The 26,169-nt window shown below is 61.6% G+C and carries 26 protein-coding genes; 21 read left to right on the top strand and 5 right to left on the bottom strand.

Annotated elements, in window-relative coordinates:
* Window positions 1-169 precede the first annotated feature (169 nt).
* A complete protein-coding gene (locus FB009_RS18790) occupies window positions 170-433 on the top strand; it encodes a hypothetical protein (RefSeq protein WP_011969357.1) in 264 nt (87 codons plus the stop codon).
* A gap of 21 nt (window positions 434-454) precedes the next feature.
* On the opposite strand, the gene FB009_RS18785 is transcribed toward FB009_RS18790, so the two are convergent.
* The 3 genes from FB009_RS18785 to oiaX form a co-directional block, all read right to left on the bottom strand.
* Window positions 455-1,030 (bottom strand): alpha-ketoglutarate-dependent dioxygenase AlkB, encoded by a 576-nt coding sequence (locus tag FB009_RS18785; protein ID WP_018209549.1) that lies wholly within the window; start codon window positions 1,028-1,030, stop codon window positions 455-457.
* A gap of 104 nt (window positions 1,031-1,134) precedes the next feature.
* Complete coding sequence (locus FB009_RS18780) at window positions 1,135-1,671, bottom strand: metallophosphoesterase family protein (protein WP_011969359.1); 537 nt, start codon at window positions 1,669-1,671, stop codon at window positions 1,135-1,137.
* A gap of 71 nt (window positions 1,672-1,742) precedes the next feature.
* A complete protein-coding gene (gene oiaX / locus FB009_RS18775; protein ID WP_011969360.1) occupies window positions 1,743-2,999 on the bottom strand; it encodes a 3-oxo-isoapionate-4-phosphate decarboxylase OiaX in 1,257 nt (418 codons plus the stop codon).
* 136 nt (window positions 3,000-3,135) lie between these two features.
* On the opposite strand from oiaX, the gene FB009_RS18770 reads away from it, so the two are divergent.
* The gene (locus tag FB009_RS18770; RefSeq protein ID WP_011969361.1) at window positions 3,136-3,849 is read left to right on the top strand and encodes a transcriptional regulator NanR; all 714 of its coding nucleotides are present in this window, start codon (window positions 3,136-3,138) and stop codon (window positions 3,847-3,849) included.
* A gap of 70 nt (window positions 3,850-3,919) precedes the next feature.
* Here FB009_RS18770 and FB009_RS18765 read toward each other — a convergent pair whose 3' ends face one another.
* Both FB009_RS18765 and FB009_RS18760 read right to left on the bottom strand, forming a co-directional pair.
* Window positions 3,920-5,914 (bottom strand): glycosyltransferase, encoded by a 1,995-nt coding sequence (locus FB009_RS18765; RefSeq protein ID WP_011969362.1) that lies wholly within the window; start codon window positions 5,912-5,914, stop codon window positions 3,920-3,922.
* Entirely contained in the window at window positions 5,896-7,128 is a 1,233-nt protein-coding gene (locus tag FB009_RS18760) for an HlyD family secretion protein (protein ID WP_011969363.1), read from the bottom strand. Before FB009_RS18760 ends, FB009_RS18765 begins: the two co-directional genes overlap by 19 nt.
* Window positions 7,129-7,476: 348 nt before the next feature.
* Here FB009_RS18760 and FB009_RS18755 point away from each other — a divergent pair, with 348 nt between their 5' ends.
* The 19 genes from FB009_RS18755 (at window position 7,477) to rpiB (ending at window position 26,157) form a co-directional block, all read left to right on the top strand.
* Window positions 7,477-8,502 (top strand): sensor domain-containing diguanylate cyclase, encoded by a 1,026-nt coding sequence (locus tag FB009_RS18755; RefSeq protein WP_011969364.1) that lies wholly within the window; start codon window positions 7,477-7,479, stop codon window positions 8,500-8,502.
* Window positions 8,503-8,525: 23 nt separating this feature from the next.
* Complete coding sequence (locus FB009_RS18750) at window positions 8,526-9,515, top strand: NADPH:quinone reductase (RefSeq protein WP_011969365.1); 990 nt, start codon at window positions 8,526-8,528, stop codon at window positions 9,513-9,515.
* Window positions 9,516-9,804: 289 nt separating this feature from the next.
* A complete protein-coding gene (locus FB009_RS18745) occupies window positions 9,805-10,524 on the top strand; it encodes an IclR family transcriptional regulator (protein WP_011969366.1) in 720 nt (239 codons plus the stop codon).
* Between the two features lies 1 nt (window position 10,525).
* A complete protein-coding gene (locus tag FB009_RS18740; protein ID WP_011969367.1) occupies window positions 10,526-12,262 on the top strand; it encodes a hypothetical protein in 1,737 nt (578 codons plus the stop codon).
* Window positions 12,259-12,987: a hypothetical protein gene (locus FB009_RS18735; protein WP_011969368.1), complete on the top strand. Its 729-nt coding sequence runs from the start codon at window positions 12,259-12,261 to the stop codon at window positions 12,985-12,987. The genes FB009_RS18740 and FB009_RS18735 overlap by 4 nt, the downstream gene beginning before the upstream one ends.
* A gap of 12 nt (window positions 12,988-12,999) precedes the next feature.
* The gene (locus FB009_RS18730; RefSeq protein WP_011969369.1) at window positions 13,000-13,971 is read left to right on the top strand and encodes a membrane dipeptidase; all 972 of its coding nucleotides are present in this window, start codon (window positions 13,000-13,002) and stop codon (window positions 13,969-13,971) included.
* 105 nt (window positions 13,972-14,076) lie between these two features.
* Window positions 14,077-15,150 (top strand): extracellular solute-binding protein, encoded by a 1,074-nt coding sequence (locus tag FB009_RS18725; RefSeq protein WP_018209545.1) that lies wholly within the window; start codon window positions 14,077-14,079, stop codon window positions 15,148-15,150.
* A 125-nt stretch (window positions 15,151-15,275) separates the two neighbouring features.
* The gene (locus FB009_RS18720) at window positions 15,276-16,127 is read left to right on the top strand and encodes an ABC transporter permease (protein WP_011969371.1); all 852 of its coding nucleotides are present in this window, start codon (window positions 15,276-15,278) and stop codon (window positions 16,125-16,127) included.
* Window positions 16,124-16,954 (top strand): ABC transporter permease, encoded by an 831-nt coding sequence (locus tag FB009_RS18715; protein WP_011969372.1) that lies wholly within the window; start codon window positions 16,124-16,126, stop codon window positions 16,952-16,954. Before FB009_RS18720 ends, FB009_RS18715 begins: the two co-directional genes overlap by 4 nt.
* Window positions 16,955-16,969: 15 nt before the next feature.
* Window positions 16,970-18,019, top strand: a complete 1,050-nt coding sequence (locus FB009_RS18710) for an ABC transporter ATP-binding protein (protein ID WP_018209544.1) — start codon at window positions 16,970-16,972, stop codon at window positions 18,017-18,019.
* A gap of 30 nt (window positions 18,020-18,049) precedes the next feature.
* Complete coding sequence (locus tag FB009_RS18705; RefSeq protein WP_011969374.1) at window positions 18,050-19,435, top strand: aspartate aminotransferase family protein; 1,386 nt, start codon at window positions 18,050-18,052, stop codon at window positions 19,433-19,435.
* Window positions 19,436-19,445: 10 nt separating this feature from the next.
* Complete coding sequence (locus FB009_RS18700) at window positions 19,446-20,909, top strand: NAD-dependent succinate-semialdehyde dehydrogenase (protein WP_127580641.1); 1,464 nt, start codon at window positions 19,446-19,448, stop codon at window positions 20,907-20,909.
* 33 nt (window positions 20,910-20,942) lie between these two features.
* Window positions 20,943-21,326: a RidA family protein gene (locus FB009_RS18695; protein ID WP_011969376.1), complete on the top strand. Its 384-nt coding sequence runs from the start codon at window positions 20,943-20,945 to the stop codon at window positions 21,324-21,326.
* Window positions 21,327-21,369: 43 nt separating this feature from the next.
* Window positions 21,370-21,750, top strand: coding sequence for a RidA family protein (locus FB009_RS18690; RefSeq protein WP_011969377.1), 381 nt, complete (start codon window positions 21,370-21,372; stop codon window positions 21,748-21,750).
* Between the two features lie 315 nt (window positions 21,751-22,065).
* Window positions 22,066-22,836, top strand: coding sequence for a FadR/GntR family transcriptional regulator (locus FB009_RS18685; RefSeq protein ID WP_024312104.1), 771 nt, complete (start codon window positions 22,066-22,068; stop codon window positions 22,834-22,836).
* A 23-nt stretch (window positions 22,837-22,859) separates the two neighbouring features.
* Window positions 22,860-23,852 (top strand): TRAP transporter substrate-binding protein, encoded by a 993-nt coding sequence (locus FB009_RS18680; protein ID WP_011969379.1) that lies wholly within the window; start codon window positions 22,860-22,862, stop codon window positions 23,850-23,852.
* A 77-nt stretch (window positions 23,853-23,929) separates the two neighbouring features.
* Window positions 23,930-24,397 (top strand): TRAP transporter small permease, encoded by a 468-nt coding sequence (locus FB009_RS18675; RefSeq protein WP_011969380.1) that lies wholly within the window; start codon window positions 23,930-23,932, stop codon window positions 24,395-24,397.
* Window positions 24,398-24,409: 12 nt separating this feature from the next.
* Window positions 24,410-25,687, top strand: coding sequence for a TRAP transporter large permease (locus FB009_RS18670; RefSeq protein ID WP_011969381.1), 1,278 nt, complete (start codon window positions 24,410-24,412; stop codon window positions 25,685-25,687).
* Window positions 25,688-25,710: 23 nt separating this feature from the next.
* Window positions 25,711-26,157, top strand: a complete 447-nt coding sequence (gene rpiB / locus FB009_RS18665) for a ribose 5-phosphate isomerase B (RefSeq protein WP_011969382.1) — start codon at window positions 25,711-25,713, stop codon at window positions 26,155-26,157.
* The last annotated feature ends 12 nt before the right edge of the window (window positions 26,158-26,169 follow it).

Below are 26,169 nucleotides of genomic sequence, written 5' to 3'. Positions count from 1 at the left end.
ACCAGAGCCAGCACACGGTCTTTAAAGACCAGGATTCCGACGGCCTTCCGCCCGCACCCATATAAGCACAGTTTCGACACACAGGATTCCTGTGCACAGGATTGAAGGCGTTCGGACTGCGGGAATTTGAAATGTCATCCCGACGCGTCGCGTTTTTCAAGGAGGTCCCATGCCCGACTATCAGCGGCTCCCGGTAAGACCAGTGCCAGGGGCGATGGTCGTCAAACTCTATCGCTCCGGCGACGCAGTCCGGGGCTATGTGCGAAAGGTCAGCGATCCCTCCGAGGATGACGTCATCTTCCCGGGAGAGGAGATGGAGCCGGATTCCGCCTTCCGCCTGGCAGCAAGCCATAGGGAAGGATCGCTGCCAATCTATGTAGAGCTTGTCGAGGACGTCCAATGGGACCCGTCCTGGGGAACATTGGACGGTTGAAATCCACGGAGTACCCGCGGTTCAACCCGTCGTTCCGGCATGCAGCTCGCGGAACGTGACCGAATAGCGCAGGCCGTCCAGCGGCGGAATGGAATGCTCCCACTCGGACCGCGCGGCACCGGAGAGGAGATATGCGGAGCCGGGCTCCAGAGCGACCGATGCCCGCTCCCATTTGCCGGCGCGCCTTCGGCGAAGCCTGAAGGTGCAGGGAGCGAGGAGCGAAACACCGACGACCCTGCCGAACACCGCCTTGTCCCTGTGCCACCCGATCGGTGCTCCTACGTCGTATTCGGTAATCAGAGCCTGCTCGAGTTTCTCCGCCGGCAGCCCGGCGAAATCGGCCGCCAATTGCCGTAGCGGCAAAAGAAAAGAGGGAATGTCGTCGATCTTGCGGACCGATTCGGTATCGAAGTCGTACTTCCAGCCAAACGAGACCACCCGTCGCTTACCCTCGTAGCCGTGAAAGTCGAAAGGCCTGAAGGAAAGTCCTGGCAATACCCCCAGGAGCGCTTCCTGAAGCTTCTGCGGAACGACCTCCGCTTGGTAACGAAAGCCTTCCGGCATTGTGGGGGTGTACCCGAAAAGATCTTCCTGCATCAAAATACCTCACAGCGGACGCACGCCCGAGGCGCCCTCGTCGGAGAACATCGTATAAACAAAAAAGGGGCTCGCACGTTCCCGTGCCAGTGCAATCCTCGGCTTCAACGCGAGGCTTGCGGGAGAATCTCAGCCAGGCAGACCGGCCGCAGGTTTCGGGCGTCCACGCCCACATCGAACTGACGCGGGACCGGCTTCAATCTGCCATGGGAGTGCCCGTGCAGGTTGACCGACCTCTTGCCCATCTGGTTCCAGGTCCGGAATGGATAGTGGCAGAGGACGAGCAGCCGGCCATCGACCGTCAGCTCCGCATAATGCTGGACGCTGTGCCAGCCGCTCGCTGCGGTCGTATCGATCGGATCGTTGTTGCCGATGATCAGATGTTTGCGGCCGTTCAGCCGTGACAGCATATCCTGTGCAAGACCGGCTCTCTTTGCTGCGAAGTCGCCGAGGTGCCAGACCTCATCCTGCGGAGATACGGTTTCGTTCCAATTGACGGTGAGGGCAGCATCATGCTCGGCCATGCTGGAAAATGGGCGGCGGTCGATGCGAAGTACGCGCGGGTCGCCGAAATGGGTATCACCCGTGAAATAAATCATCTCGCCGGCCGCAAACGAATAATCGAAGACGCCGCGGAACATTCATCCAATTGCCGAGACTTGGCAACCCCGCTGCCCGATCTCTGTCGAACCGGACAATGCGGCGGCGGACGTCAAGCGCCCTTTCCGTCGGCGAATTTCTCGATCGATTGCGCCAGTTCGGGGTGCTCCTTAGCATAATCCGAGAGCGGTATCCCGGCGACTGCCGCCTCCCATGCCTGACGCACGGCTCGCACGCCGGCACCGGCTCCGCCCGGGTGGCTTACGACTCCGCCACCGCAGAGATAGAGCAGATCGGTCGTACGTCCGGTGCGTACAAAGGTCTCGGGCGCCTGTCCTCCCCATTGGCCGGAGCACACGACCGGCAGCGGGCAATCCTCCCTGGAAAACAGCGGCGTGCTTACCGCCTTGAAGGACTTCACGAAACTGTCGTCCGGCTCCCAGTATTTGACGCGGATGCCGTTGATCTGGAACTGATCCACTCCGAGGAGGCGCCAGAACTGCTGCCACACCGAAAACTCCATCCCCAGGCCGCCATGGCGCGTGAGAATGTCCCAGCCGTTACGGTGGGCGTGGAGCACGAGGTTCGAGCGCTTGCGCAGGAAGGCGACACCGCCCATGCCGATCGAATTGATATTGACGACCGCCGCATTGCCACCAGCGGCGACCACGAGATCGTGGTTCCGCATCATCTCATCGGGATCGGTATGGGATATGCCGAAGGCATACATGACTTTCTTGCCGGTCTTCTGCTCATGGTCGCGTATCTTCGGCATGATGGCGGCGATGCGCGCACTCAGCGGCGAATAGGCCGGGCTCATCAGCTTCTCGTCGTCCTTGATGAAGTCGACGCCGGAAGAAAGCAGGTCGCCTACGAGCGCTGCCGTTTCGTCCGGCAGCAGGCCGAGCGCCGGCTTGACGATCGTGCCGATAATGGGGCGGCCTTCGACACCGGTCAGGCGGCGACTGCCGGCGACCCCGAATTGCGGACCCGGATGCGCCGCCGCGAACTCCGGCGGGAGTTTCATGTCGACAACACGGATTCCGGTCATGCCTTTGATGGCATAGACGCCGCCGATTGCAATGGTCATCAGGGCGGACAGGTCCGTTCCCACCGCTTCAAGAGGATATGCGATCTCCGCATCGGCCCGGTTGAAACGCGTTGCGTCTCCAGCCTCGTCCGGCAACGACGCCCGGTCGGCCGGTGGGAGGTGGCGAATGGCCACGACGCGTGCAGCTGCCCGCCGCTTCAGCTCCTCCGTTTCCCCCGGCACAGCAACGAACGTCCCCGTTGATTGGTCGCTTGCGATTTTTCTCGCCAGCGCCTCGACGTCTCCTGGTGTCTCTATCCGGTAGGTTATGTGGATCACTGCCGACGCTCTTCCTATTGATCAGGTAGCTTCTTCGCCTTAACTGGTATAATGAGTACCTAAGTTGAAGCAAGAGAAATCTCGCCTGCCGTAAAAAACCTGCCTATAGAGAATGAGCCGCAATCCGGGAGTTCACATGGCTATCCAATCCGACCCTATTGTCCGCAGGAAACTGTCCGACGAGGTTTTTGCGCGCCTGAAGGGATCGATCGAGAGCGGCGAACTGCAACCCGGAGACGAAATGCCTTCCGAGCGCATGCTGATGGAGCGCTTCCAGGTCGGTCGGCCGGCCATTCGCGAGGCGATGCAGGCACTTGCCAATATGGGTCTGATCGAGATTTCACATGGCGAGAGGGCAAAGGTGCTGCAGCCGACGGCGCGGTCTCTCCTCCGGCAGGTGGATGCCGCCGCAAAGATCATGCTTGCGGCCTCCTCGGATTCGCTCGAACATCTGAAGAGTGCGCGCATCTTTTTCGAGCGCGGCATGGCGAGGGAGGCAGCAAGCCGGGCCGACGCCCAGGACATCGCGGCACTTGAGGAGACCTTGAAGCGCCAGCGGTCGGCACTCGAAGATTCCGATGCCTTCATCGCGGCCGACATGGCGTTTCACACCCGCATTGCCCAGATTTCCGGCAATCCGATATACACCGCCGTCAGCGAGGCGATGCTCGGCTGGCTCAAGGAGTATCATACGGAGATGCTGATCTGGACCGGACGAGAGAACGTCACGCTCGGCGAACATGAGGAGATTATCGACTGTATCCGGCGCGGTGATCCAGACGAGGCCGAACAGGCGATGATACGACACCTGGAGCGCTCCCGCACACTCTATGCCCGGAAGGGCCGCTAGATCGAAATGGTTCAGAGCGGAAAAAGTGCGGTCCGTCTTCCGCATCCGCGCCTCAACTCTTTGCAGTCGATCAAGCGGTTCGCGTCCGACCGAATGCGCGCAGCAGCAAGTTCACGGAGACGGCGATCTTGTCGATATCGGGAACATCGCGGGAATAGCGGCCGGTGTAGAGCTTTACGATCATCTTGTCGCGCTCAGCTCCACGCAGGTCGTAGTGAAGATGAAGGTAGTAGCGCTGTTTGTCACCGGTGCGCGTGATATCTCCGCGCCGCTGGGTAACCTGCTTCAGATCCGCCTCAAGAGGCGCGAAGCCTTCTATATTCAGGCCGACCTTGGTCGATTTGAACCGCGTTTCCGTCGAAACGGCCACAACTGCCTTGTCCAGGGAAAGACTGACGAGACGCCCTTCGACACCGTCCACTTTCACCGCTTCGTCGAGCTTGAACGCCTGGAGCAGGCGCCGCGGTTTCTCGAAGCAGATGAGGGACGCGATGATCAGCACCACGATGTTGATGCCGGACCAAAGCGCCGCGATCGCCGAGAATGAACCCTCTATCCGCGCCGTCTCCGGAACGATGTTGATCAGAAGGCCAAGCGCGGTGACCACGATGAAGCCAGCGATCCAGGTGAAAGTATAGGCGTCGAAGCTATTTTCCTCGTTGCTGCTGCCCTTGGGTGTCACTTTGAAGGGTTTGCCGAAAGGCCTGACCAAGCTCGAAAGGACGGTCGGCAGCATGCGAAAGGTCGAGAAAGTGCCGACCGCGGTGGAGACCAGCGGAAGGTAGCGCGTCGGCGTGAGCCAGAACATCAGGAGGAAATAGGCCGCAAGCAGGGGCACCTGGTTCGAGACGTAGTCGGCGACATCGGTGAAATAGAGCGGCAGAGCGCCGAACCAAAGATAGACTATCGGAATAAGGAGGACGATGAAGCGAACGAGATACTGCACAAGCCACGACATGGGCAGGAACATGACGCGCTGAAACAGCGAGAGCCCAGGCCCGCGCAGGGGGCCGTTATGGAGGTAAAGCGTCTGGATGCCACCCTGACACCAGCGCTCGCGCTGCACGAAGTAGCCGGTGAGGTTCTCGGCCGCCAAGCCCATTGAAAGCCGCTCGTTGAGATAGCGAGTCTTGAAACCCCTGTTCAGCATCGACAGCGTCGTCAGCAGATCTTCGGTGATCGACTCGGTTGGAAACCCGCCAATGGCGTCGACCGCTTTGCGCCGGGCGATCGAACAGGAGCCGCAGCAGAAGCTGACGTCCCAGCCGTCGCGGCTCGGCGCGATTTCGTCGAAGAACAGGCGCTGCTCGTCAGGCCACAGATTCTCCAAACCGAGATTGGACTGTATCGGATCGACATTGAAGAAGTGCTGAGGCGTCTGCACGATGCCGATCGTCTCGTCGAGGAAGAAGGGCAAAGTCCGTCGTAGGAAGCTGCGATAGGGAACGAAGTCGGCATCGAAGACGGCAATGAAATCGCCTGAACTGGCGCGTAAACCGTTGTTCATGTTGCCCGCTTTGGCATGCGCGTTGTCGCTGCGCGTGACGTGGATCGCGCCTCGTCCCTCGCAGAAGGTCTTGAGCCAGTCGCGCCGGCCGTCGTCGAGCACATAAACCTTGAGCTTGTCTTTGGGATGATCGAGCGCAAGGGCTCCGACGATCGTCCGTTCGAGAACGTCGAGCGGTTCGTTATAGGTCGGTATGAAAACGTCGACCGCAGGAAGTTCCCTTTCATTCCCGGCGAAGAACTTCCGCTCTAGGTCGTCTGCCTCGGAACTGCGATCCACATAGCGGCTCATCAGGATGAGGAAGAGCACCACCTCGGAAAAAGCGAGGAACTCCGCGATGAAGACGAACCATACCCAATAGAAATTGGCGCCATCGGTCGGATAGGGCAAAACGGTTTCGGTAAAGCGCCAGATGAGGTAACGCAGCGCAATGGCAGCCACGAAAACGCATGTCACCGCACGCGCCCAGCTTTTATGGCGCGACCAGTTGAACGGGCCGAGCAGAAAAAAGGCAAGGACGAGCAATGTCGGCGCAAGCGCTAGAAGAGATTGAACCACAAGCTTTGAATCCACTGCGCCACATGAAGGCTGCGTTTTGAGAACCGTACCTGCGCCGTCCGACCGACCTGGCAGAAGTTCGCGAAATCGGCGTTGAGTGCCGAGGGCGCGAGGGTGACGCGGATGCGCGCATTCCGCTCATCCGCCTCCGGCTCGTTGGCCGCCAGAGAGTCTTTCTCGACGACGGCGGACGAGCCCTTGACTGCCTGGACCCGGCCCTTGAAGACATCGCCCCGACCGAAGAGCCGAACCTCGGCGTCGCGGCCGGGATAGATTTCGTCATAGTCGACTTCAGGAACGAGGATATCCACGAACAGATCGCGGCAATCGAGGATGCGCATCACTTCGCTGTTCAGAACGACATTTGAGCCGCTGACCACATTTCTGGTCCACACGACACCGTCCAGGGGTGACGGGATCGTTGCCGATTCGAGATTGAGGACCCGCCTTTCCTCCTCGGCAATCTGTTGGTCTGTCTGTTTTGCCCGAGTCTCGTTCTCCGCGATCCGCGTATTGAGATCGTGGATGCGGACGATGACCTCGTCCTGGCGCTGCCGGGAATAGGGCACGTCGTTCTGGCCGTCGCCGACGATGAATATGCCCTTTCGCACGGCCGAGAGGCGTTCCTGCAACAATTCAACCGTCAGGTTGCTGATCTCGAGCTCGCCGCCCGCGGCCGCACCGGCGGCTTCCGCTGATTCCACCATCTTGCGGGTAAAAATGCCCTTGGACTCGAGGTCCTGCCGCCGGTCCAGATCGACCCTTGCCACCACCTCCTGCGCGCGCGACACCTCGACCCTTTTCTGCAGAATCTGGAGCTCACGCTCCAGACTGGCGATGGTCGCGTTCCGGAAAATGTCCAGCCGCCCCGCAAGATCGTCCCGCAGCCGTACGAGTTCGTCCCGCTCCCGCCGCAACGCCGCAACGCGCTCGAGGGCGGTTCGATGATCCGTGCGCAGCGACGCCAGCACCGCCCTGTTGACCCGCTCGTTGCTGATTGTCGCGAGCGTTTCACCCTCTTTCACCGGAGTCCCGATCCGAGGCGGCGCCTTGTCGATCTCACCGTCGACGGGTGCGTTTATGACGGCAAAACGGGCGTTCACCGTACCGTCAAGGCTGCTGTATCCGGTCAATCCGGGCAGCAGGACGGCGATTGCAAGCGCCAGCAGCAGGATGCCGACGGTAATACGTGTGAGCCGATGATTGAGGATCATGTCCAATTACTCACTCAGGACGGCCGGATCGGCTGATACACTGCCATGGCCATTTGCAAGAGGCTGTCGCCGGGACCGCGCCCCGCTTCGTCTCTTTTCGTCACGATTGAATGGTATCTCGTAGCGAACAACCCTCAAATCTGCTTGCTTTGACCGTGAACCGCGTAAAACTTCAGCGAGCGAAGGGAGAACCCGCTTTACTCTAAGGTTTAAGGATAGCGCGTTGACAATGTTTTGCGATAGGTCGTGAGGCTGCATCCTCTCCCCCTCCTGGGAGGAGCGACTCCCGTCGTAGAAGAAAGACGGGGCGTCTGAGCCGCCCCCTTTCGGTGATTAACGGAGATTTCGATGGGTCAAGCCCTACGCATCCTGACGAACGAGCGCCAAAGGCTGCTCGCAGTCCGCTCGCTGAATTCCGTTGAAAGCGCTCCGACACCCGAACTCGCGACCCTCGCCGAGCTTGCTAAAGGCGTATTCGGCGTCTCCTACGCCGCCATCAACATCATCGACGAGGATTGGCAGAGGATCGCCGGTCAGGCGGGCTTGAGGATCGGCGAATGCTCGCGCGAGATGTCCATATGCACGCGGGTCGTCTTCGAAGACGAATTGCTTGTTATTCCCGATCTGACGGAAGACCAGGACCTGAGATCGAGGCCGTACGTCGTCGGAAGCCCGCATTTCCGCTTCTACGCCGGCGCGCCCGTCTATCTGGACAACCTGCCCGTCGGGAGCTTCTGTATTCTCGATGGCCGGCCCGGAAATCTCTCCGACGGACAGGCCCTGAACCTGCGCCGCTTCGCTGAAGTCGCCAGCGCTCTGTTGAGCCTCCAGAAAGCCAATCTGGTTATGGGGCTTGCCCACAACCAGCTACAGAATGCGGCAATCACCGATCCGCTCACGGGTCTCTTCAATCGCTCCGCCCTGTCCTCGATCGTCGATGGGGCACTCGACAATGCGATGACCGCGGGTCAGACTTTCGGGGCCCTTTATCTCGACATGGATGGTTTCAAGGCGATCAACGACAAGCTGGGCCATCAGGTCGGCGACGCGGTTCTGTACGAGGCCGCCAATCGAATTCGCTCGGTCATCAGAGCGGGCGACATTCCGGTTCGCATGGGCGGCGACGAATTCGCCGTTTTTGTTCCAAATCCGCCCAATGCACCGGCCCTGGCAGCGGTTTCGCAGCGACTGGTCTCGGTTTTTCGCGAGCCCGTAGAGGTCGATGGCGAGGCCATCCAGGCGCGTATCAGCATCGGCGGCGCCCTCGCCCCGGATAACGGGCGCCGGCGGGCGGATCTGCTGAACAGCTGCGACAAGGCTCTCTACGCGGCAAAGCGGGGCGGTCGCGACCGGTTCGTCGTCGTCGGCGCCTGATCTCAATCTTGAAAGGTCGTGAAATGAGAGCTGCATGGTATGAGAAGAATGGCGCCGCCCGCGAGGTTCTTAAGGTCGGCAGCCTTCCCGAGCCTCTCCCCGGCCCCGGAGAGGTCCGCGTTCGCATACATGCGTCCGGCGTTAATCCGTCCGATGTGAAAGCACGGGCGGGAAGGCCGGTCATCGCCCCGCAAATGATCCCGCATAGTGACGGCGCAGGCATTATCGACGCCGTAGGAGCCGAGGTGGCAGGGGAACGCATCGGCGAACGGGTATGGACGTGGAATGCCGCTTGGCGACGTTCGAACGGCACGGCTGCCGAGTATGTCGTTCTCCCGCAGGATCAGGCGGTCCACCTGCCCGATAACGTATCTTTCGAGGAAGGCGCCTGCCTCGGCATTCCAGCGCTGACGGCGCTGCGCGCGGTGACCATGGACGGATCCGTATTTGGAAGAACCGTTCTGGTGGCCGGAGGCGCGGGCTCGGTCGGCGCTTACGCCATTCAGTTTGCCAGGCTCTACGGTGCGGCGCGCATCGTCACGACCGTCAGTTCGGCGCAAAAAGCTGAGATCTGCTTGAGGCTGGGAGCCGACGACACGATCAACTACAAAACGGAAGATGTCGTCGACCGGATAAAGGACATCACCAACGGGCGCGGCGTCGATCGAGTCATCGAGGTGGACGCCGCCACCAATGCCAAGATGCTGCCTGAAATCATCGCGCAGGACGGGCTTTTGGTGATTTACGGCTCCAGCAAGCCTGATATCTCATTCGAGTTCTTGCCGATGATACTCGCCGGCATCGCCGCGCGGTTCTTCATCGTGTATGAGATGTCGCCGGAAGTGCGTGCCGAGACCGTCAGCGCGCTTCATTCTCAGCTCAGGTCCGGACTTCTGAGACACCACATTGCCGAGATCTATGCGCTGGACGACATCGCTGCCGCTCATGAGGCGGTCGAAAGCGGCAAGACGGTCGGCAATGTCGTCGTTTCACTAAGCCCCACCCCCTCGTAGAGCGTTCCCGTTTTTCTCTGAAACGCGGAACTGCGGTAGATCCGGCGCCCGGCAGCCCCTTCGGCAGCCAGGGCATCCGGGCTCGTCCTGAGCATTGCGGGCATTGCGCGCCTTGGTGCTTCTAACCGCTGAAAGCCTCTCGGTAACCCCGCAATGAACGTGCGCCGGTTCGGTGCGCGGCAAATTTCGACGTCGTCGCCTAGAACGAAGTTGACACGAAACAGATTTTTGTCCAACATACATATACCACGTCTTCTATGAGAAGACAACAGTTTTCGGAACTTCTGTAATGTCGGTTCGCCCTTTATCCTCGGTGCTCAAGACCCTCGCTACGTTCGAGTGCATCGGCGCTGCAGCGGAGCCGTTGCGACTTGCCGATGTTGCGCGCCAGCTCGGCGAAGCCCGGGGCGCCGTCCATCAGCGTCTCGTCACGCTGGTGGAAGCCGGCTGGATCGAGCAGACAACCGATGGCCGTTATCGCTTGACGCTTCGCATCGTCGGGCACGCGGCAATGGCTCTCGAACAATCCAACCTTGGCGCGCGCTTCGCCGGCGTCCTGGAAGAGATGGTCACCCAGAGCGGTGAGACCGCCTCGCTCGCGATTCTCGACGGAAAGTCCGCCGTCATCGTTCGCCGGGTGGAGTCACGCGGCATCCTGCGCGCGGACCTTCGGATAGGAACGCAGCTCCGTCTTGACCGCACTGCCTTCGGCCGGGTTCTCGTGTCGTTTGCGCGTTCGGAAATAGTCGACCGTCTGAGGGCGGAGGGCGTCGAACTGCCGGGTGACGAGATCATCGCCGAAGTGCGCAAGTGCGGCTACGCCATTTCCGAGGTCGAGGGGCCGCGAACCGTATCGGCCGTTGCCGCCCCGATTATCGATGCGCAGGGCGAATGCATCGGCGCACTCGCGCTTTCCGGCCCGTTCACAGGTTTCGATACTGACAAGTGCGCCCGGATCGTCGTCGCAGCCGCGGCGGCAAGCGCCGCGCGCCTGCGAGGAGAGCAATGAAATGAGCGCCCTGACGAAAACGGTGCCTGAGTCGGCGGCCCACCGCATCGCGCGGCTGATGCGTTCGCCGGCCGATATCATGAAGCCCGAAAGGCTCGCCGCCATCCAGCCGTCCCGCGTCAGCGCCTCGCGCGCACTGATGAGCCGCGCGGTCCGGCAGCGCTGGCAGATCCTGTGCAAGCGGTTCGACATCGACGCCAAGGGCAACGGCGTCGCCGAATACCGCATCGACATCGGCGGCTGGCGCTTCAGCTTTCCCGTCTATTCGTTCGAGCCCTCCCCGCACGGCCGTACGGGCCGCATCATCGGTCGGGCCTGGGATATGATGGGAGCCTTGGTCGAAGGCGATATGAGCAGGCGGGATTTCGAAACGACACGAACCGAGCTTCCGAAGCTCTACGAGGGCCGCGCCACACCCGGAACGCTGATCTGGTGCCGCTCCAACCGCAGCGGCCGCTTTTTCGAAGGCGCGAAGGCCGCGCTCCAGGCCGGCGGCCAGCCCAACGTCGCCGAGCTCGCTCACACCTGTTACCTGATGCGCAATACCGGCCTCGACGGCAACGGTACCTTCGGGACGAAATCCTTCCTCGCCTATGAGGGGGATCACCCGCTTCGCTGGTCGCTGGCCGCCCAGATGCTCTGCGCCTATATGATGCGCGTTTTCGCCCAGGATCTCCTTGCCCATCTCGTCCGGCTCGAAGCACCCGCAGCCCCGCGGATGGCAATCGAGCTTCGCCGCTTCCTCGGGGTCGGCAACGGCTCGGCGCTTGGGCTGATGCTCTTCGTCAACAACCACCCGCGCCTGATCGAGCGCTGGCTATTCATCCGCGAAGAGGCGATCGCCCGTGCAAAAGGGCTCACACCGGATGAAAACGGCTCGGAGATCGCCAAGCTGTTGAGCCTTGTCGACAAAGCGATAACCTTCCGGTCCGAGGACCGCGTGCAATACGAGAACGTCACACGCTCCGACGTCGTGGCACGAGAACTCGGCATCATCCGCAGCGCCGTCGCGAAATTGCTGGACCGTTGGCGGAGCGGCAGCCGATTCGAAAGCGAGCCCTTTGCCGAACTTACCGCCTCCCTCGAGTGCCGCGTCCATGCGGAAGCCATGGAAACCCTCCATTCGCTCCTCATAGAGCTCGTTGCCGAAGAGGCCGACCAGCTGGTGGAAGGCCTCGTCATCGATGAGGAGCTCACGGGCCGGCCGGAAATGCCGGTCGCCCGGCTGCGCGAGATTCTGAGAAACGATTACGCCTGGGCGTTCGGGCTCGATCTCGATATCGGGTCGGAAAAGCGATACGTCTGGTACAAATCGGTTTCCGCCGAGGAGCCACGCCGCGGCCCCGTTGCCGAAGTCGGCGAGAACGTCGTCAATCTTGGCCTCGACCTGCCGCGGCTCGTGGTGTCCCTTGACCGCGACCTCGCCGCCGCCGATCCGACCCTCAGCACCGCCCGCTTCCTGCTTGCTCGCCCCGAACACCGGGCAATCGCCACCCGCGTGCAGGCTCTTGCCGGCACCGGCCTCCATTCGCCGCATGCCGATATCATGAGTGAACACTTTACCCCCGCCCATATCACCCGCCTTCTCAATGTCGGCATCCACGGCATCGACAAGACCCGCGATTTCCTCGACCGCAACCTGCGCGGCGTTCTGTTCCACGGCGCGCCTGTTCCGGAAGACATTGCCGCCGGCAGCGCCGACGACCTGTGGTTCTACCCTTCGGAGCCGAGCCTATGAGTTCCTGCCAGTCCAACCTTCCTTCGACCCTCACCGTCAGTCTGCGTGAAATGCGGATGGTCTTTGAGCGACTGGTACAAGTCGCGCGTGTCGACGCGGGCCTGGTGCCCTCCCTCAGGGATTGCGCCCTTTATTCCGCGGCCCTCGGCCTCGGCGGCTTCGCCCGTCTGCTCCACAACCTTGAGGCGGTGCGATCGGCAAATCCGCATGTGCTGAGCCTGACGGCAGATGGCGAGCGTCTCATCGTCGACTGTGGCGGGCAGCACGCGTGGATTGCCGCCGATGCGGTGCTCGATCTCGCAACGGAGCGTCTGCGGACGCAGGGCGCAGGTACAATCACGGTTCGCACCGCGACCGAGGTGGACGAACTGAGAGTCGTCGAGGCTCTTGCGCAGCGTTTTGGCTTGAATGCCGAGGTCGCTATCGACGGGACCACCGGCTGTGCCGAGATCGTCGTTTCGCCCGCCGCGAAGGAAATGCATCCGACGGTTCTCGAAAGAATCCGGCGCGACGGGCTGACCGTCGATGCGGCTCTCTGGTGGCAGCTCTTTCACCAGTCCGCCGAAGCGCTGGCGCCCGATTCCTACGTATCGCGCCGCCACGCCGGTCCAATCATTGTCGAGGCGGACGGTAAGGTCATCGGCCGGCAGGACGAGGATGAGACGGACCTCTCTCTGCTCATCGCCGGCGCCGAAAAGCACGGCACGACGGCAATCAATAACTGAGATGGAACGACCATGATTATCGATGCACTTCAATGTGGTCATTTCGACCGCGGGTCCTTCGAGGCGCTAAGGCGGGGCGGCTACAGTGCGGTGACGCCGACGCTCGGCTTCTGGGAAGGGACGATGGAGTCTCTCGACTCGCTTGCCCGCTGGCGAGACATGGAGCGCGAGAACGCCGACCTGATCCTTATTGCCAGGACCGCTGCCGACATCGAGCGCGCCGAAACGGAAGGCAAGCTGGCGGTCGTGCTCGGCTACCAGAACTCGAACCTGTTCGAGGACCGCATCGCCTTCGTTGAATTCTTCGCCGAGCTCGGCGTCCGCGTGGTCCAGCTGACCTACAACAACCAGAACGAACTCGGCGGCTCCTGTTACGAGGAGAATGACAGTGGCCTTGCTCGGTTCGGCCGCGATGTCGTACGGGAAATGAACCGCGTCGGCATGCTGGTCGATCTCTCCCATGTCGGCGACCGGACGACTCTCGACGCCATCGAATGGTCGGAAAGGCCGGTTGCGATCACGCATGCCAATGCCGCTTCGCTTTTTGCCCACAAGCGCAACAAGTCGGACAAGGTGATCAAGGCTCTTGCCGAACGCGGCGGTGTCATTGGGTGCGTCGCCTACCGGAACATCACGCCCGACGCCGCCTGCGCCACCGTCGACGGCTGGTGCGAGATGGTCGCCCGCACCGTCGACATAGCCGGCATCGACCATGTCGGCATCGGCACCGACATTTCGCACAACCACACCCCGCGCGACTACGACTGGATGCGCAAGGGCCGCTGGACCCGCTCGGTTCAGTATGGTGCAGGCTCGCCGGAGCGGCCTGGCGCGGTGGCGAAGCCGGAATGGCTGCTCAAGCCGGAAAACCTGCAGGATGTCGCCGCGGCACTGCTGCGCGCCGGCTTCAATCAGGAGGAAGCGAACAAGATCCTTCGCGGCAACTGGCTCCGTCTTTACGCGGAGGTTTTCCGTCCGAACTGACCGGAACCAAAAACCGGATTCAAAGAACAAGAAGAGCCGCCGCTATAGGCGAGCGGCCGCGGGAATAGCAGTCAAACGACCATTCGACATCAAGGAGAACCACGAATGGAAATGTTCAAGAATGCATCAGCCACGCCGCTATCGCGACGTGCCGTTCTCGGCGCCGGACTTTTCGGGGCCGCAATGCTGGCTTCCCCCTCTATCCGACGCGCCAGCGCGGAGGAGAACGCCCTTTATGTCAACACCTGGGGCGGCGACTGGGAGGCATCGGTCAAGAAGTTCCTGTTCGAGCCGTTTACGGCGGATACGGGAATAGAGATCCGCACAGTCTCGCCGATTTCCTTCGCCAAGCTCGCGGCGCAGAAGACCACGGGCGTCTACGAGTTCGACGTCACCACGCTCGGCGTCGCAGACGTCGCGCGCGCCAATGGGGCGGGCCTACTCGAGACGCTGGAAGGTCACGTCGACACCTCCAAGCTTTGGGAAGGCGCCATCTACGAAAACGGGCTGGCAACGCATGGCTTTGCCACGCAGATGGCCTACAATGCCGCTAAATTCCCTGAAGGGCTGAAGAACTGGTCCGATTTCTTTAACGTCGAGAAGTTCCCAGGCAACCGCAGCCTGCAGCGTCACGCCGCCCGCGTCCTGGCGATCGCGCTGCTTGCCGACGGCGTTCCGGCCGACCAGCTCTTCCCCTACGACCTCGACCGCGCCTTCGCCTCGCTCGACCGGATCAAAGACCATGTCCGCGTCTGGTGGACCGCCGGGCCGCAGGCGCGGCAGATCCTGACCGACGGTGAAGTGGACATGGCGGGGCTCTGGGATAGCGACGCCTTCGGCGCCAAGGAGGCTTCCAAGGAGCCGATCGAAATTGTCTGGGACCAGGCCGTCGTCGACAAGGCCTGCTGGATCGTCGCCAAGGACAGCCCGCGTGCAGAAAACGGCTTCAAGCTGATCAGCCATATCGGCCAGAACGCCGAGGGGCTCGCAAAGTTCTGCATCGCGGACCAGAACGGTCCGATGAACCCGAAGTCGTTCGATTTCATTCCAGCCGAGGTCGCGGCCAGAATGCCGACCCATCCGGAGCACCTCGCCCGGGCCGTCATGCTGGACGGGGCGAAGCTGCTGCCCCAGCTGGACGAGCTGTCCACCCGTTTCGAAAGCTGGGTCGGTATCTGAGCCCACTGCCGGTTCCGGTAAGAACGGCTGGAAAGTGCAATGCATCGGATAGGGTGCCGGCAGTGGCTGCGCCGGTACCCCGCTTTCGCGGCAAAAACCCTGTCCGAGGGTAAAGGAGCAATGTCATGAAACTCCGGACGTCCCCGGTCTTCGTGGAAGGGCCTATGCCGCTGATAGCTCCGGCGGTGATGTTCCTTTCACTCTTCTTTCTCGTTCCGCTTGGCTACGTCGTGTGGATGAGCCTGTCGCAGCCGGTCATCGGACTGCAGAATTTCGGCCGGCTGCTGAATTCCAGTCTGTTCGCGTCGGTCCTTTACAGCACGTTCAAGACGGCGCTCCTGGTAACGCTGCTGAGCCTTCTCTTCGCCTATCCGCTCGCCTATGCCGCGGCGAACGGCTCGAAGCGCTTTGCAACCTTCCTGCTGACGGTCGTCGCGCTCTCTTTCTGGACCAGCTATCTGGTGCGCACCTATGCCTGGATGGTCATCCTCGGCAATCAGGGGCCGGTTACCGCGCTCCTCTCGTGGCTCGGCTGGGATCCCGCGCCGAAGATCCTGTTCACCACATTCAGCGCCACCCTCGCAATGACCCACGCGCTTATTCCTTTCATGACCATGTCGCTCTTCGCCGTGATGAAACGGATCGACCCGCTCTATGTCCGCGCTGCCGAAAATCTTGGCGCGCATCCCCTTCGAGCCTTTGTTTCCGTCTATCTGCCACTGAGCGCGCCCGGCATCGTCAACGGCTGCACGCTCGTCTTCATCACCTGTCTCGGCTTCTATGTCATGCCCGTCCTGCTCGGGAGCCCACGCGACCAGATGATCGCCGGCATCATTGGCGACCAGATTGAACAGACCCTCGACTTCGGCCTCGGCTCGGCGATATCGATCGTGCTTCTGGCGCTGACGCTCGCGGTATATGCGGTCTACAACCGCTTTTTCGGTCTCGACCGCCTTTGGGCAGGAGGTGACCGATGAACGTCTGGATTCGTTCGTTGGCGATTTTGATCGCCGCCTTTGTCGCGGCGCCGATGTTCATCGTCATTCCGATGTCTTTCAGCTCGGCCGCGTCGCTAGCCTTCCCGCCACCCGGCTATACGCTGCAGAACTACGTCAACTTCTTCTCCGACCCGAACTGGACGCAGCCGCTGACGAACAGCCTCCTGATCGGCCTCGGTACGGTCTGCATGACTATGCTCGTCGCCGTTCCGGCTTCCTTCGCGTTGGTGAGGCACGTGTTCATCGGACGCACGGTCTTCAATCTTCTGATCATGCTGCCGATGATCGTGCCTACAATCGTCATGGCGATCGGCTATTACATCTATTTCGGGCAGCTCCGTCTGGTTCAGAGCTATCTCGGCGTGATCCTCGCCCATAGCTGTATCGCCCTGCCGATGTCGACGCTGATATTGACGGCAGCGCTCAAGGGCTTCGACCGCTCGGTGGAGCGCGCCGCAATGAATCTCGGTGCTTCGCCGTTCACGACCTTCCGGCTGATCACCTTTCCGATCCTGCGGCCAGCCTTCACCGTTGCCGGGCTCTTCGCCTTCATCGCATCCTTCGATGAGGCCGTCATCGGCCTCTTTATTTCCGGCCGCGACAAGGCGACCTTGCCGCGCCAGATGTTCAACGCCGTCCGTCAGGAGGCGGATCCGACCATCTCGGCCGCTTCTTCCTTCCTGTTTCTGCTGGTTCTCGCCGGCGTCTGTATCTGGCTCGCGCCGCAACTCGTGCGCCGTCGCACGCGCCTTCTGGGCCAGACTGACGGCAACGGCGCAGCACAGCCGGCCGCTGCGACATCCTGATCTTGGAGCATAGCCATGAATGCCCGTTCCCTCACGCTCAGCAACATCACCAAGACCTATGACGGCAGGCATATGGCTGCCGACGACGTTTCGCTCGACATCAAGGCCGGGGAGTTCGTCTCCTTCCTCGGCCCGTCCGGCTCGGGCAAGACCACGACGCTGATGATGATCGCCGGCTTCCAGCACCCGACGAGCGGCGAGATCCGGCTCGGTGAGCGCGCGATCGACAACCTGCCGCCGCACAAGCGCAATATCGGCATGGTGTTCCAGAACTATGCGCTCTTCCCGCACATGACGGTTGCCGACAATGTGGGATTCCCACTGCGCATGCGCGGCGTCGCCAAGCAAGACAAGGAGCGCCGTTCCCGCGAGGCACTGGCCAAGGTCGGGCTGCAGGGTTTCGAAAAACGGGTGCCCTCCGAGCTCTCCGGCGGTCAGCAGCAGCGCGTGGCGCTTGCCCGCGCGCTCGTCTTCGAACCGGACATCATCCTGCTGGACGAGCCGCTCGGCGCCCTCGACAAGGCTCTGCGCGAGCACATGCAGGTGGAACTGAAGCGCATCCACAAGGACCTCGGCGTCACTATGGTCTATGTCACCCACGACCAGTCGGAGGCCATGACCATGTCAGACCGCATCGCCGTCTTCAATCAGGGGCGGATCGAACAGGTCGGCACCCCGAACGAGATCTATCGCGCGCCGAAAACCCGCTTCGTCGCGTGCTTCATCGGCGACAGCAACCTCATCGAGGGCTCCGCGCTCGGCGGCGGAAGATTCGACACGCCGGTCGGCATCGTCGAGGCGCGGAGCAGCCAAACGGACCGAAACCGCCGGGCCGATCTGCTGCTCAGACCGGAAATGATCCGCATCGCCGAGACCTCACAAGGCGGGCGCCAGCCGTTGAAAATCGACAGCACCATCAATTATGGCGACAACCTGCTCGTCATCGGCAAGCTCGGCTCACAGGCGATCCGCATGCGAGTTCCCGGCGCGGACGCGCGCAGGCTCGAAGGCGTTTCGGAATGCCACGTGACCTGGCGCGCCGAGGATGTCCACGTCATCGCCTGATCCGAACTCCGATTGCCGATGGAGCCGCACATGAACGACCGTCCAAACTCTCTCCATGCTCTCGACAAGCAGAGCCTCGTCCACCCCTACACGAACCTGGCCGTGCATCAGGAAACGGGACCGCACGTGATCACCGGCGGCGATGGGATCTATGTCGTCGACGACGAAGGCAAACGGTATATCGAGGGACTGGCGGGCCTGTTCTGCGCCGGTCTCGGCTTCAGCGAACAGCGCCTTGTCGAAGCTGCCATGCGACAGCTCAAGACGATGCCTTTCTATCATTCCTTCGCACACAAATCGACAGAGCCCGGCATCAGGCTGGCGGAGAAACTGCTGTCGATCGCGCCCGTCCCGATGTCGAAGGTGTTCTTTGCCGGCTCCGGTTCCGAGGCGAACGACACAGCGATCAAGCTCATTTGGTACTACAACAACGCGCTCGGGCGACCCGACAAGAAGAAGATTATTTCGCGCCGTAAGGCATATCACGGCGTCACAGTCGCGACCGCGAGCCTCACCGGCCTCCCGTTCAATCACCGGGATTTCGACCTGCCGATCGCTAACATCCTCCATACCGATTGCCCGCACTATTGGCGCTCCGCCGAGACCGGGGAGACGGAGGAAGACTTCGCCACGCGTATGGCCGACAATCTCGAAGCGACGATCCTCGAAGAGGGTCCTGAAACGATCGCTGCTTTCTTCGCCGAGCCCGTCATGGTCTCAGGCGGCGTCATCACCCCGCCGAAAACCTATTTCGAAAAGGTCCAGGCGGTCCTCCGCAAATACGATATCCTGCTTGTCGCCGACGAGGTGATCTGCGGTTTCGGTCGCACGGGCAACATGTTCGGCTCAGAGACCTACGGACTCAAGCCGGACATGATCAGCTGCGCCAAGCAGCTGTCGGCCGCCTACATGCCGATCTCCGCCCTGATGATCAACCAGAAGATCGCGGACGCACTTGTGGACCAGAGCCGGAAGATAGGCACTTTCTCGCACGGCTTCACCTATGGCGGTCATCCGGTTGCAGCCGCCGTGGCGCTGCAAGCGCTGACGATCTACGAGGAGATCGATATCGTCGGGCATGTGCGTTCCGTCGCCCCCGTCTTTCAGGATCGCGCTCGGAAGCTCGGCGAGCATCCGCTGATCGGCGAAGCCCGCGGCGTCGGTCTCGTTGCTGGCTTCGAATTCGTCAAGGACAAGGCGACCAGAGAGAATTTCCCCCCCGCCTGGCAGGTGGCAAACCAGGCCGGCAAGTTCGCGACCGCCCGCGGCGTCCTGACGCGCGGCCTCGGCGATATGGTGAGCCTCTGCCCTGCAATGATCATTGACGAGGGGCAGATCGACGATCTCATGACGCGCATGGGCCTGGCGCTTGACGATACGCTGGCTTGGGCACGCACACAGGGCCATGTCGCCTGAAGGAGAGAGCATGAACCCGGAAAGCACCGCACCCGCCTATGGGCGTCTCGGCATGCTGATCGATGGCCGCTGGGTCTACGAGGCGGAGGGGAGCAGCGACGTGGTGGATCCCGCAACGGGTCAGACGATCGCACGGCTGCCGCACGCATCCGATAGCGAGATCGCCGAAGCCGTCGCGTCCTCGCAGCGCGCCTTCGAGAGCTGGAAGGATCGCTCTCCGCTCGAGCGCAGCCACATCTTGCGCCGCTTCGCAGACCTCGCCCGCAAGCACGCCGAGGAGATCGCCGCCAATATGACCCTCGATCAGGGCAAACCGCTCGGCGAGGCGATCGGCGAGGTCCGATTTGCCGCCGATCATGCCGACTGGCACGCCGAGGAGGCCCGCCGCACCTACGGGCGGATCATTCCATCGCGCGACCCACGCGTGCAGCAGATGGTCGTTCGCGAACCGGTGGGCGTCTGCGTCGCCTTCACCCCTTGGAATTTCCCCTTCAGCCAAGCGTTGCGCAAGGTGGTGGCGGCGCTCGCGAGCGGCTGCACCATCATCCTCAAGGGACCTGGGGAATCTCCCTCTTCCACTGTGGCAATCGGGCGGCTGATGCAGGAGGCCGGTCTGCCGGACGGCTGTCTCAACATCGTCTGGGGCGACCCGGCTCACCTTTCGGAGTCATTGCTGGGGGCGCCGGAAGTCCGGAAGCTCTCCTTCACCGGCTCGGTCGGGGTCGGGAAGCATCTCGCGAGCCTTGCAGGCAAGTACATGAAACGGTCGACGATGGAGCTTGGGGGTCATGCACCGGTGATCGTCTTTGACGACGCCGACATCGAGGCGGCAGCCGACGCGCTTGCGGGCCAGAAGGTGCGCAATGCCGGCCAGGTCTGCATCTCGCCAACACGCTTCTACGTGCAGGCGAAAGAGCATGACCGTTTCCTGGCTCGCTTTACCGAGAGAATCGCTTCGACAAAGGTCGGAGACGGTTTCCAGGAGGGGGTGCAGATGGGTCCGCTCTGCCACAGTCGCCGCCTGGCTGCCATGGAGGATTTCGTTCAGGACGCTCGCGAGCAAGGTGCTACAATCGTTACCGGCGGCGAGCGCATTGGGAATGCCGGATTTTTCTATGCGCCCACCGTGGTCGCCGGCGGCACCGATGAACTGCGCCTGATGAAGGCGGAACCCTTCGGACCGATTGCCGTCGTCACGCCCTTCGGCAATTTCGACGAGGTGATCCGGCGCGCCAACAGCCTGCCCTTCGGTCTTGCTTCCTATGTGTTCACCGCTTCGAGCAACCGAGCGCAGCACGCTGCCCAAGCTCTTGCCGCCGGGATGGTAAGCATCAATCATTTCGGCCTTGCCCTGCCGGAAACCCCCTTCGGCGGGATCAACGACAGCGGCTTTGGCAGCGAGGGGGGGTCGGAGACACTCGACGGCTATCTGAACACCAAGTTCGTCACCCGATTCGACCAGATCCCGCAGTGAACCTGTCCGACCAGCGAAACGACAAGGAAGATCATGTTTGAAGTCATTGATACCGGCGCCGATCCATCGGACGTTCCCGTCAGTGAAGCGGTTCGGGCCGGCGGTCTCTTCTGGTCAGTGCACGTCTCGGAGGATCCGGTCACCGGCGAGCCGGTCTTCGGCGACATCGAAACGCAGGCACGCAGAACGCTGCAAAACCTGGAAATAGCGATCAGGGCCGCCGGCGGCTCCCTCGCAAATGTCGTGCAGATGCAGGTGTTCCTCACTGAAAGAGCCGACGCTCCCGGCATGAACAGGACCTATACGGAGTTCTTCAGGGAGCCCTATCCGGTGCGCGCGACCGTGGTCGTGAAGGAGCTCATCACCCCGGGCTTGCGCATCGAGGTGCTTGCCCATGCGGTGCTCGACAGTGCCTGATCCGAGCGCAGGTTCCGATTTGAGCAAAGCGGGAGGAGCACGAATGTTCGAGAAGGTCGAAACCGGGATTACCGCATCCCGCGCCCCCTTGAGCGGCACAGTGAAGGCGGGCCAGATCGTGAGATCGGTTCACATAGCAAAGAACCCGGAGACCGGCGAACTCGTCACCGGGGACATCGAATGTCAGGCGCGGCAGGTCTTCTCCAACCTCCGACAGGCGCTGGAAGCGGCCGGAAGCACGCTTGCCGCTGTCGCGCAGATACAGGCCTATCTGATCGATAGGGCCGACGCCGCCGGCATGAACAAGGTATACCGTGAATTCTTCACGCCTCCATATCCCGTCCGGGCAACTGTCGTCACGGAGCTCCTTTCCCCCGGTATACGCCTTGAAATCCTGGCCACGGCGGTTTGCTCCAGGGATTGAGCGTTTCAAGCCGTGGAGCGGGATGAGGAAAAGTGTGTGCGGTTTCCGCCGGCGTCCCGCTCTATCTCTTTGAAATCGATTACGTTCATGTTTTCAGATCGATCCGACCTAAAAACATTGTGATCTGGCGAAGGCTGACTGCGCTCCTTGCTGCTGCAGCGGGGATCCGTCGCCGCATCTGACACCGTTGTGAGCCAGCCACCTACCGGGCGTGGCGGATCCGCCATTTGCAACAAATCCCAAGATTTCAGACCACGCGTCTTGACCGGCAAACTCATGTGGTGCTTACTGGTATTACCAGTTGGAACCATTTGCATGAACCCTGTGCTTTCAGACAGTGCCGACGAACTTGCGGGAACCGAAAAGGTGCTCTCATTCTTCCGGGAACAGCTTCTGTCCGGTGCCCTCAAAGTGGGCGACAGGCTGTTGGGCGAGCGGGAGCTCTGCCTGGCTCTGGGCGTGTCGAGGCCGGTGCTGCGGGAGGCTCTGCGATCGCTCGCCAATCTGGGCTTTCTCGACATCCGTCACGGTAAGGGCGCCTTCGTGCGCAAGGCCGACGTGGGTGTATTCGGCGATTTTCTGACATTTTGCCTGGCTCAGCAGCCCGACATGCTCGACGACATCATGCAGGCTCGTGTCGCGATCGAATGCCAGGCCATTCGCCTTGCCTGCATCCGGGCCACGGACAGCGATCTCTCACGTATCGGCAGTCTGCTGACACGTCTGATGGAGACGCTCCACGACGCGGAAGACGGTGGTGCCGCGGACTTCGCCTTTCACATGGCGATCGTCGAGGCCAGCCGCAGTCCAGCGCTCACCACGGTTTACCGCTCGATATCCGACCTTCTGAAGCGCAGCCATGTCCAGCGGCGCGCCGAGACGAGCGATGCGCCCGGAATCACCGATTATCTCGTGGAAGCCCATCGGGAGGTCTTCCTGTCCATTCTCGCGCGTGATCCGGACAAGGCCGACAGGATGCTGCGCGAACATTTCGCCATCGGCGACGAGCTTCGGCGCAAAAGCTACATAGCTGCCTTCACCAGGAAGGATGCGCCGCAGGAAGAGGAAAAAGAAGCAGACAGCTAATTTTATCCAGGGAGGAGGAGAGCATGCTGAACTTTCTGAAACATGGCCGGATAACCGGCGCCATGCTGGGGGCCGCTTTATTGACAGGCGCCGCCTCGGCAACCGAATTGCGCTATGCGCATGTGGGCGCCGAGGGAGACATCCAGACGGTTTACGCCGCACAGGCGGCGGAGGGAATTGCGGCGGCGACCGGCGGCGAAGTCACCGTCACCGTCTATCCCGCCAGCCAGCTCGGCGGGGTCGCGGAAATGGTGGATGGCGTGCGCATGGGCTCGATCTCCATGGGCCATCATGATTTTGCTTCCCTCGCCCGACTGGTCCCGGAGGTCGCCGTCTTCAACGCGCCTTTCATCTATCGCGACGGCGCACATGCGCTCGCTGCAACGGACCCGCAGACATCGCCGGCACTCCAGGCGATCAACGAGAAGCTGGTCGCACAGGGCGTGCGGATCATCGGGCGCATCTATCGCGGCGATCGCCACATTTCCTCAAATTTTCCGGTGAAGACTCCCGCGGACCTTGCCGGAAAGCCCTTCCGTGCCGTCCCGCTCGAATTGTGGGTTTCCATGGTCAAGGGCTTCGGCGCAATTCCTACCCCGGTCGAGGTTGCCGAACTCCCGACCGCGCTGATGACGGGCGTGGTGGTCGGTCAGGAAAACCCGCTGACCATGATCGCCTCCAACAATCTCAACGAGGTGCAATCGCATCTGTCAATGACCGGCCACATGCGCGCCGTGCTCGCCGTCTTCATCAATGAGGACGTCTGGCAGGGATTGAGTGAAGAGCAGCGCTCGGCCCTCACCAAGGTCCTCGACGAGGAGGCCCGGAAATCGCTGAAGATGGCAACGGAATCAGAGGCCGATCTGGTGAAGGAACTCAAGGGCCGCGGCATGACCGTCATAACGGAGGCCGAAGGGCTCGACGTGGCGGCGTTCCGTGAGAAGGTCAGCGCCCAGATCAGACAGGACTTCCCCGATTTCGCGCCGCTCATCGAGCAGATCGAGGCGGTGAAGTAAGCCAAGAGGCTGCAGGGACAGGCGACGCCGCTCCTGTCCCTGCAAATTCCACTTCAAGAAAGAATGGGAGGGAGAAGATGCGTTTGCCCGAACGTGTCCTGACGATCGTCGTGGTTACCGTAATGTCGGGGCTGATCATCGTTCCCACGGCTCAGGTCATAATGCGTGGCGTCTTCAGGCTGCCTTTCATCGGCGCGGAGGAATTGACGCGCTTCCTGCTGATCTGCCTGGTGTTCCTTTCCTATCCGCTTGTGGTCGGGCATGGCGAGAACATCGTCATGGGCGAGCTCAAGGCGGCCATGCCGAAGAAAGCGCGCGCAATCGTGAATGTCGCGATCTCGGTCGTCGCCATCGCGGTAACCGGCTTCATCGGCTGGGTGACCGCGTCGAACATCACCCGGAACCTGGCCAATGCCACCCCGACGCTCGGCATACCGTTCTGGATATTTCTGGGCGCGACGCTTTTCGGCTTCGCAGCAGCGGCGCTCATCCATCTGCTCCACCTGCGCAAGCCGCCGCAGGCGGACAAAAACGTCGCGGTCTGAGAGGTCATCGACATGGGTTTTCTGGTCGTCCTGGCCTTTCTCGGTCTCTTCATGATCGGCTTCCCGGTGGTTTACGCCATCCTGCTGCCGTCCATTCTCTATGTTCTTGTCGAGGGATTGCCCTTCGGGCTGCTTGCCCAGCGGATCACCTATGCACTGGACTCGTTTCCGCTGGTTGCCGTGCCGCTCTTCATCTTTGTCGGAAACCTCATGAATCTTTCCGGCATCACCGATCGCATCTTCCGCTTCGCCTATACGCTGGTCGGGCGGGTGCCGGGCGGCCTCGCCCAGGTCAATGTCTTCGGAAGCCTGATCTTTTCCGGGATGTCGGGGGCGGCTCTGGCCGACATCGGCGGATTGGGGCGGATCGAAATCGATGCCATGAAGAAGCGCGGGTTCGATCCATCCTTCGCCGGTGCGGTAACTGCTGCCTCGGCAACACTCGGGCCGATCTTCCCGCCCTCCATCCCGCTGATTGTGTACGGATCGGTCACAAGCGTGTCGATCGTTCAGCTTCTCGTTGCCGGCATAATGCCAGCCGTTCTCTGCACGGCCCTGTTGATGCTGACCGTGCTGATCGTCGCCATTCGCCACGGCCATGCGCGCGCAGAACGTTGGCCCACGGCTGGCGAGCTGGTCGCTTCGCTGGTGCCGGCGCTGCCAGCCATTCTCGCTCCGGTCCTCATGGTCGGCGGAATGACGGCAGGCGCCTTCACGCCGACGGAGGCGGCCGCCATTACGGCCGTCTACGTGATCTTCATCAGCGCCGCTCTCTATCGCGAGCTGACGCCGGCGCATCTATGGCATTCGGCGGTGCTGACCGCGCGCAGTTCAAGCGCGATCCTCATCATCGTCGCCTCCGCCGCGCTTTTCGGCTGGATTCTGGCGGTCGAGCAAGTGCCGCAGACCTTTGCTGCCACGCTTCTTGGCTGGTCGAAGGATCCGCTGATGCTGCTGATCATCGCAAATCTGATCTTCTTCATCGCCGGCATGTTCCTCGACTCGACGACCGCAACGCTGCTCCTCGTTCCGATCATCGCCCCGCCGCTCGTCATGGCCGGAGTCGATCCTGTTCAACTCGGCATTGTGACGATCTTCAACCTGATGCTCGGCCTGCTGACGCCGCCGATGGGTCTGTCGCTGTTTCTCGTGTCGGATATCGCCCAGGTTTCGATCCGACAGCTGCTGCGGGCGCTTGTGCCTTTCTACATTCCTCTGGTGTCCACACTCGTCATCCTTACCTTGGCAAAAGACCTGACGCTGTGGCTGCCCCGTCTGATCGCCCAATAATCATTTTCCCAGGAGACACTCATATGCGTATCGTCATCGGCTCCGACCATGCCGGCTTCCCCCTCAAGGCCACCATTATCGACCACATCGTCTCGCTCGGCCACGAGGTTCACGACGCAGGCTCTTACGACCCGAGCCCCGTGGATTTTCCCGACATCGCGAAGACGGTCACCTCTTCGATCATAGACGGCAAGGCGGATCGTGGGCTGATGGTCTGCGGCACTGGCGTCGGCGCCTCGATCGCGGCGAACAAGGTCAAGGGGATTCGCGCAGCGGTCTGCCATGACGTGCATTCCGCTCATCAGTCGGTAGAACACGACGATGTCAACGTCATGTGCATTGGCGCCCAGATCGTCGGCGCATGGCTCGCCAAGGACCTAGTCGCAGCCTATCTGGCTGCCGAATTCTCCACCGACGAAGACTTTCGACGCCGCGTGCGCAAGCTGGCCGAAATGGATGAGCAGCGCTGATCCGCCCCGCGC

The organism is Sinorhizobium medicae (genome assembly GCF_007827695.1).
GTDB lineage: Bacteria > Pseudomonadota > Alphaproteobacteria > Rhizobiales > Rhizobiaceae > Sinorhizobium > Sinorhizobium medicae.
This window is presented reverse-complemented; position numbering and strand designations above follow the sequence as displayed.

What these genes read in the sequence shown, in the direction of transcription:
- FB009_RS18780 (WP_011969359.1), bottom strand. Translation starts at nt 1,671, where the DNA reads ATGTTCCGCGGCGTCTTCGATTATTCGTTTGCGGCCGGCGAGATGATT.
- FB009_RS18680 (WP_011969379.1), top strand. Translation starts at nt 22,860, where the DNA reads ATGCTGAACTTTCTGAAACATGGCCGGATAACCGGCGCCATGCTGGGG.
- FB009_RS18730 (WP_011969369.1), top strand. Translation starts at nt 13,000, where the DNA reads ATGATTATCGATGCACTTCAATGTGGTCATTTCGACCGCGGGTCCTTC.
- FB009_RS18690 (WP_011969377.1), top strand. Translation starts at nt 21,370, where the DNA reads ATGTTCGAGAAGGTCGAAACCGGGATTACCGCATCCCGCGCCCCCTTG.
- rpiB (WP_011969382.1), top strand. Translation starts at nt 25,711, where the DNA reads ATGCGTATCGTCATCGGCTCCGACCATGCCGGCTTCCCCCTCAAGGCC.
- FB009_RS18675 (WP_011969380.1), top strand. Translation starts at nt 23,930, where the DNA reads ATGCGTTTGCCCGAACGTGTCCTGACGATCGTCGTGGTTACCGTAATG.
- FB009_RS18755 (WP_011969364.1), top strand. Translation starts at nt 7,477, where the DNA reads ATGGGTCAAGCCCTACGCATCCTGACGAACGAGCGCCAAAGGCTGCTC.
- FB009_RS18790 (WP_011969357.1), top strand. Translation starts at nt 170, where the DNA reads ATGCCCGACTATCAGCGGCTCCCGGTAAGACCAGTGCCAGGGGCGATG.
- FB009_RS18745 (WP_011969366.1), top strand. Translation starts at nt 9,805, where the DNA reads ATGTCGGTTCGCCCTTTATCCTCGGTGCTCAAGACCCTCGCTACGTTC.
- FB009_RS18770 (WP_011969361.1), top strand. Translation starts at nt 3,136, where the DNA reads ATGGCTATCCAATCCGACCCTATTGTCCGCAGGAAACTGTCCGACGAG.
- FB009_RS18720 (WP_011969371.1), top strand. Translation starts at nt 15,276, where the DNA reads ATGAAACTCCGGACGTCCCCGGTCTTCGTGGAAGGGCCTATGCCGCTG.
- FB009_RS18750 (WP_011969365.1), top strand. Translation starts at nt 8,526, where the DNA reads ATGAGAGCTGCATGGTATGAGAAGAATGGCGCCGCCCGCGAGGTTCTT.
- FB009_RS18710 (WP_018209544.1), top strand. Translation starts at nt 16,970, where the DNA reads ATGAATGCCCGTTCCCTCACGCTCAGCAACATCACCAAGACCTATGAC.
- FB009_RS18760 (WP_011969363.1), bottom strand. Translation starts at nt 7,128, where the DNA reads ATGATCCTCAATCATCGGCTCACACGTATTACCGTCGGCATCCTGCTG.
- FB009_RS18695 (WP_011969376.1), top strand. Translation starts at nt 20,943, where the DNA reads ATGTTTGAAGTCATTGATACCGGCGCCGATCCATCGGACGTTCCCGTC.
- FB009_RS18715 (WP_011969372.1), top strand. Translation starts at nt 16,124, where the DNA reads ATGAACGTCTGGATTCGTTCGTTGGCGATTTTGATCGCCGCCTTTGTC.
- FB009_RS18735 (WP_011969368.1), top strand. Translation starts at nt 12,259, where the DNA reads ATGAGTTCCTGCCAGTCCAACCTTCCTTCGACCCTCACCGTCAGTCTG.
- FB009_RS18700 (WP_127580641.1), top strand. Translation starts at nt 19,446, where the DNA reads ATGAACCCGGAAAGCACCGCACCCGCCTATGGGCGTCTCGGCATGCTG.
- FB009_RS18740 (WP_011969367.1), top strand. Translation starts at nt 10,526, where the DNA reads ATGAGCGCCCTGACGAAAACGGTGCCTGAGTCGGCGGCCCACCGCATC.
- FB009_RS18670 (WP_011969381.1), top strand. Translation starts at nt 24,410, where the DNA reads ATGGGTTTTCTGGTCGTCCTGGCCTTTCTCGGTCTCTTCATGATCGGC.
- FB009_RS18725 (WP_018209545.1), top strand. Translation starts at nt 14,077, where the DNA reads ATGGAAATGTTCAAGAATGCATCAGCCACGCCGCTATCGCGACGTGCC.
- FB009_RS18685 (WP_024312104.1), top strand. Translation starts at nt 22,066, where the DNA reads ATGAACCCTGTGCTTTCAGACAGTGCCGACGAACTTGCGGGAACCGAA.
- FB009_RS18705 (WP_011969374.1), top strand. Translation starts at nt 18,050, where the DNA reads ATGAACGACCGTCCAAACTCTCTCCATGCTCTCGACAAGCAGAGCCTC.
- FB009_RS18785 (WP_018209549.1), bottom strand. Translation starts at nt 1,030, where the DNA reads ATGCAGGAAGATCTTTTCGGGTACACCCCCACAATGCCGGAAGGCTTT.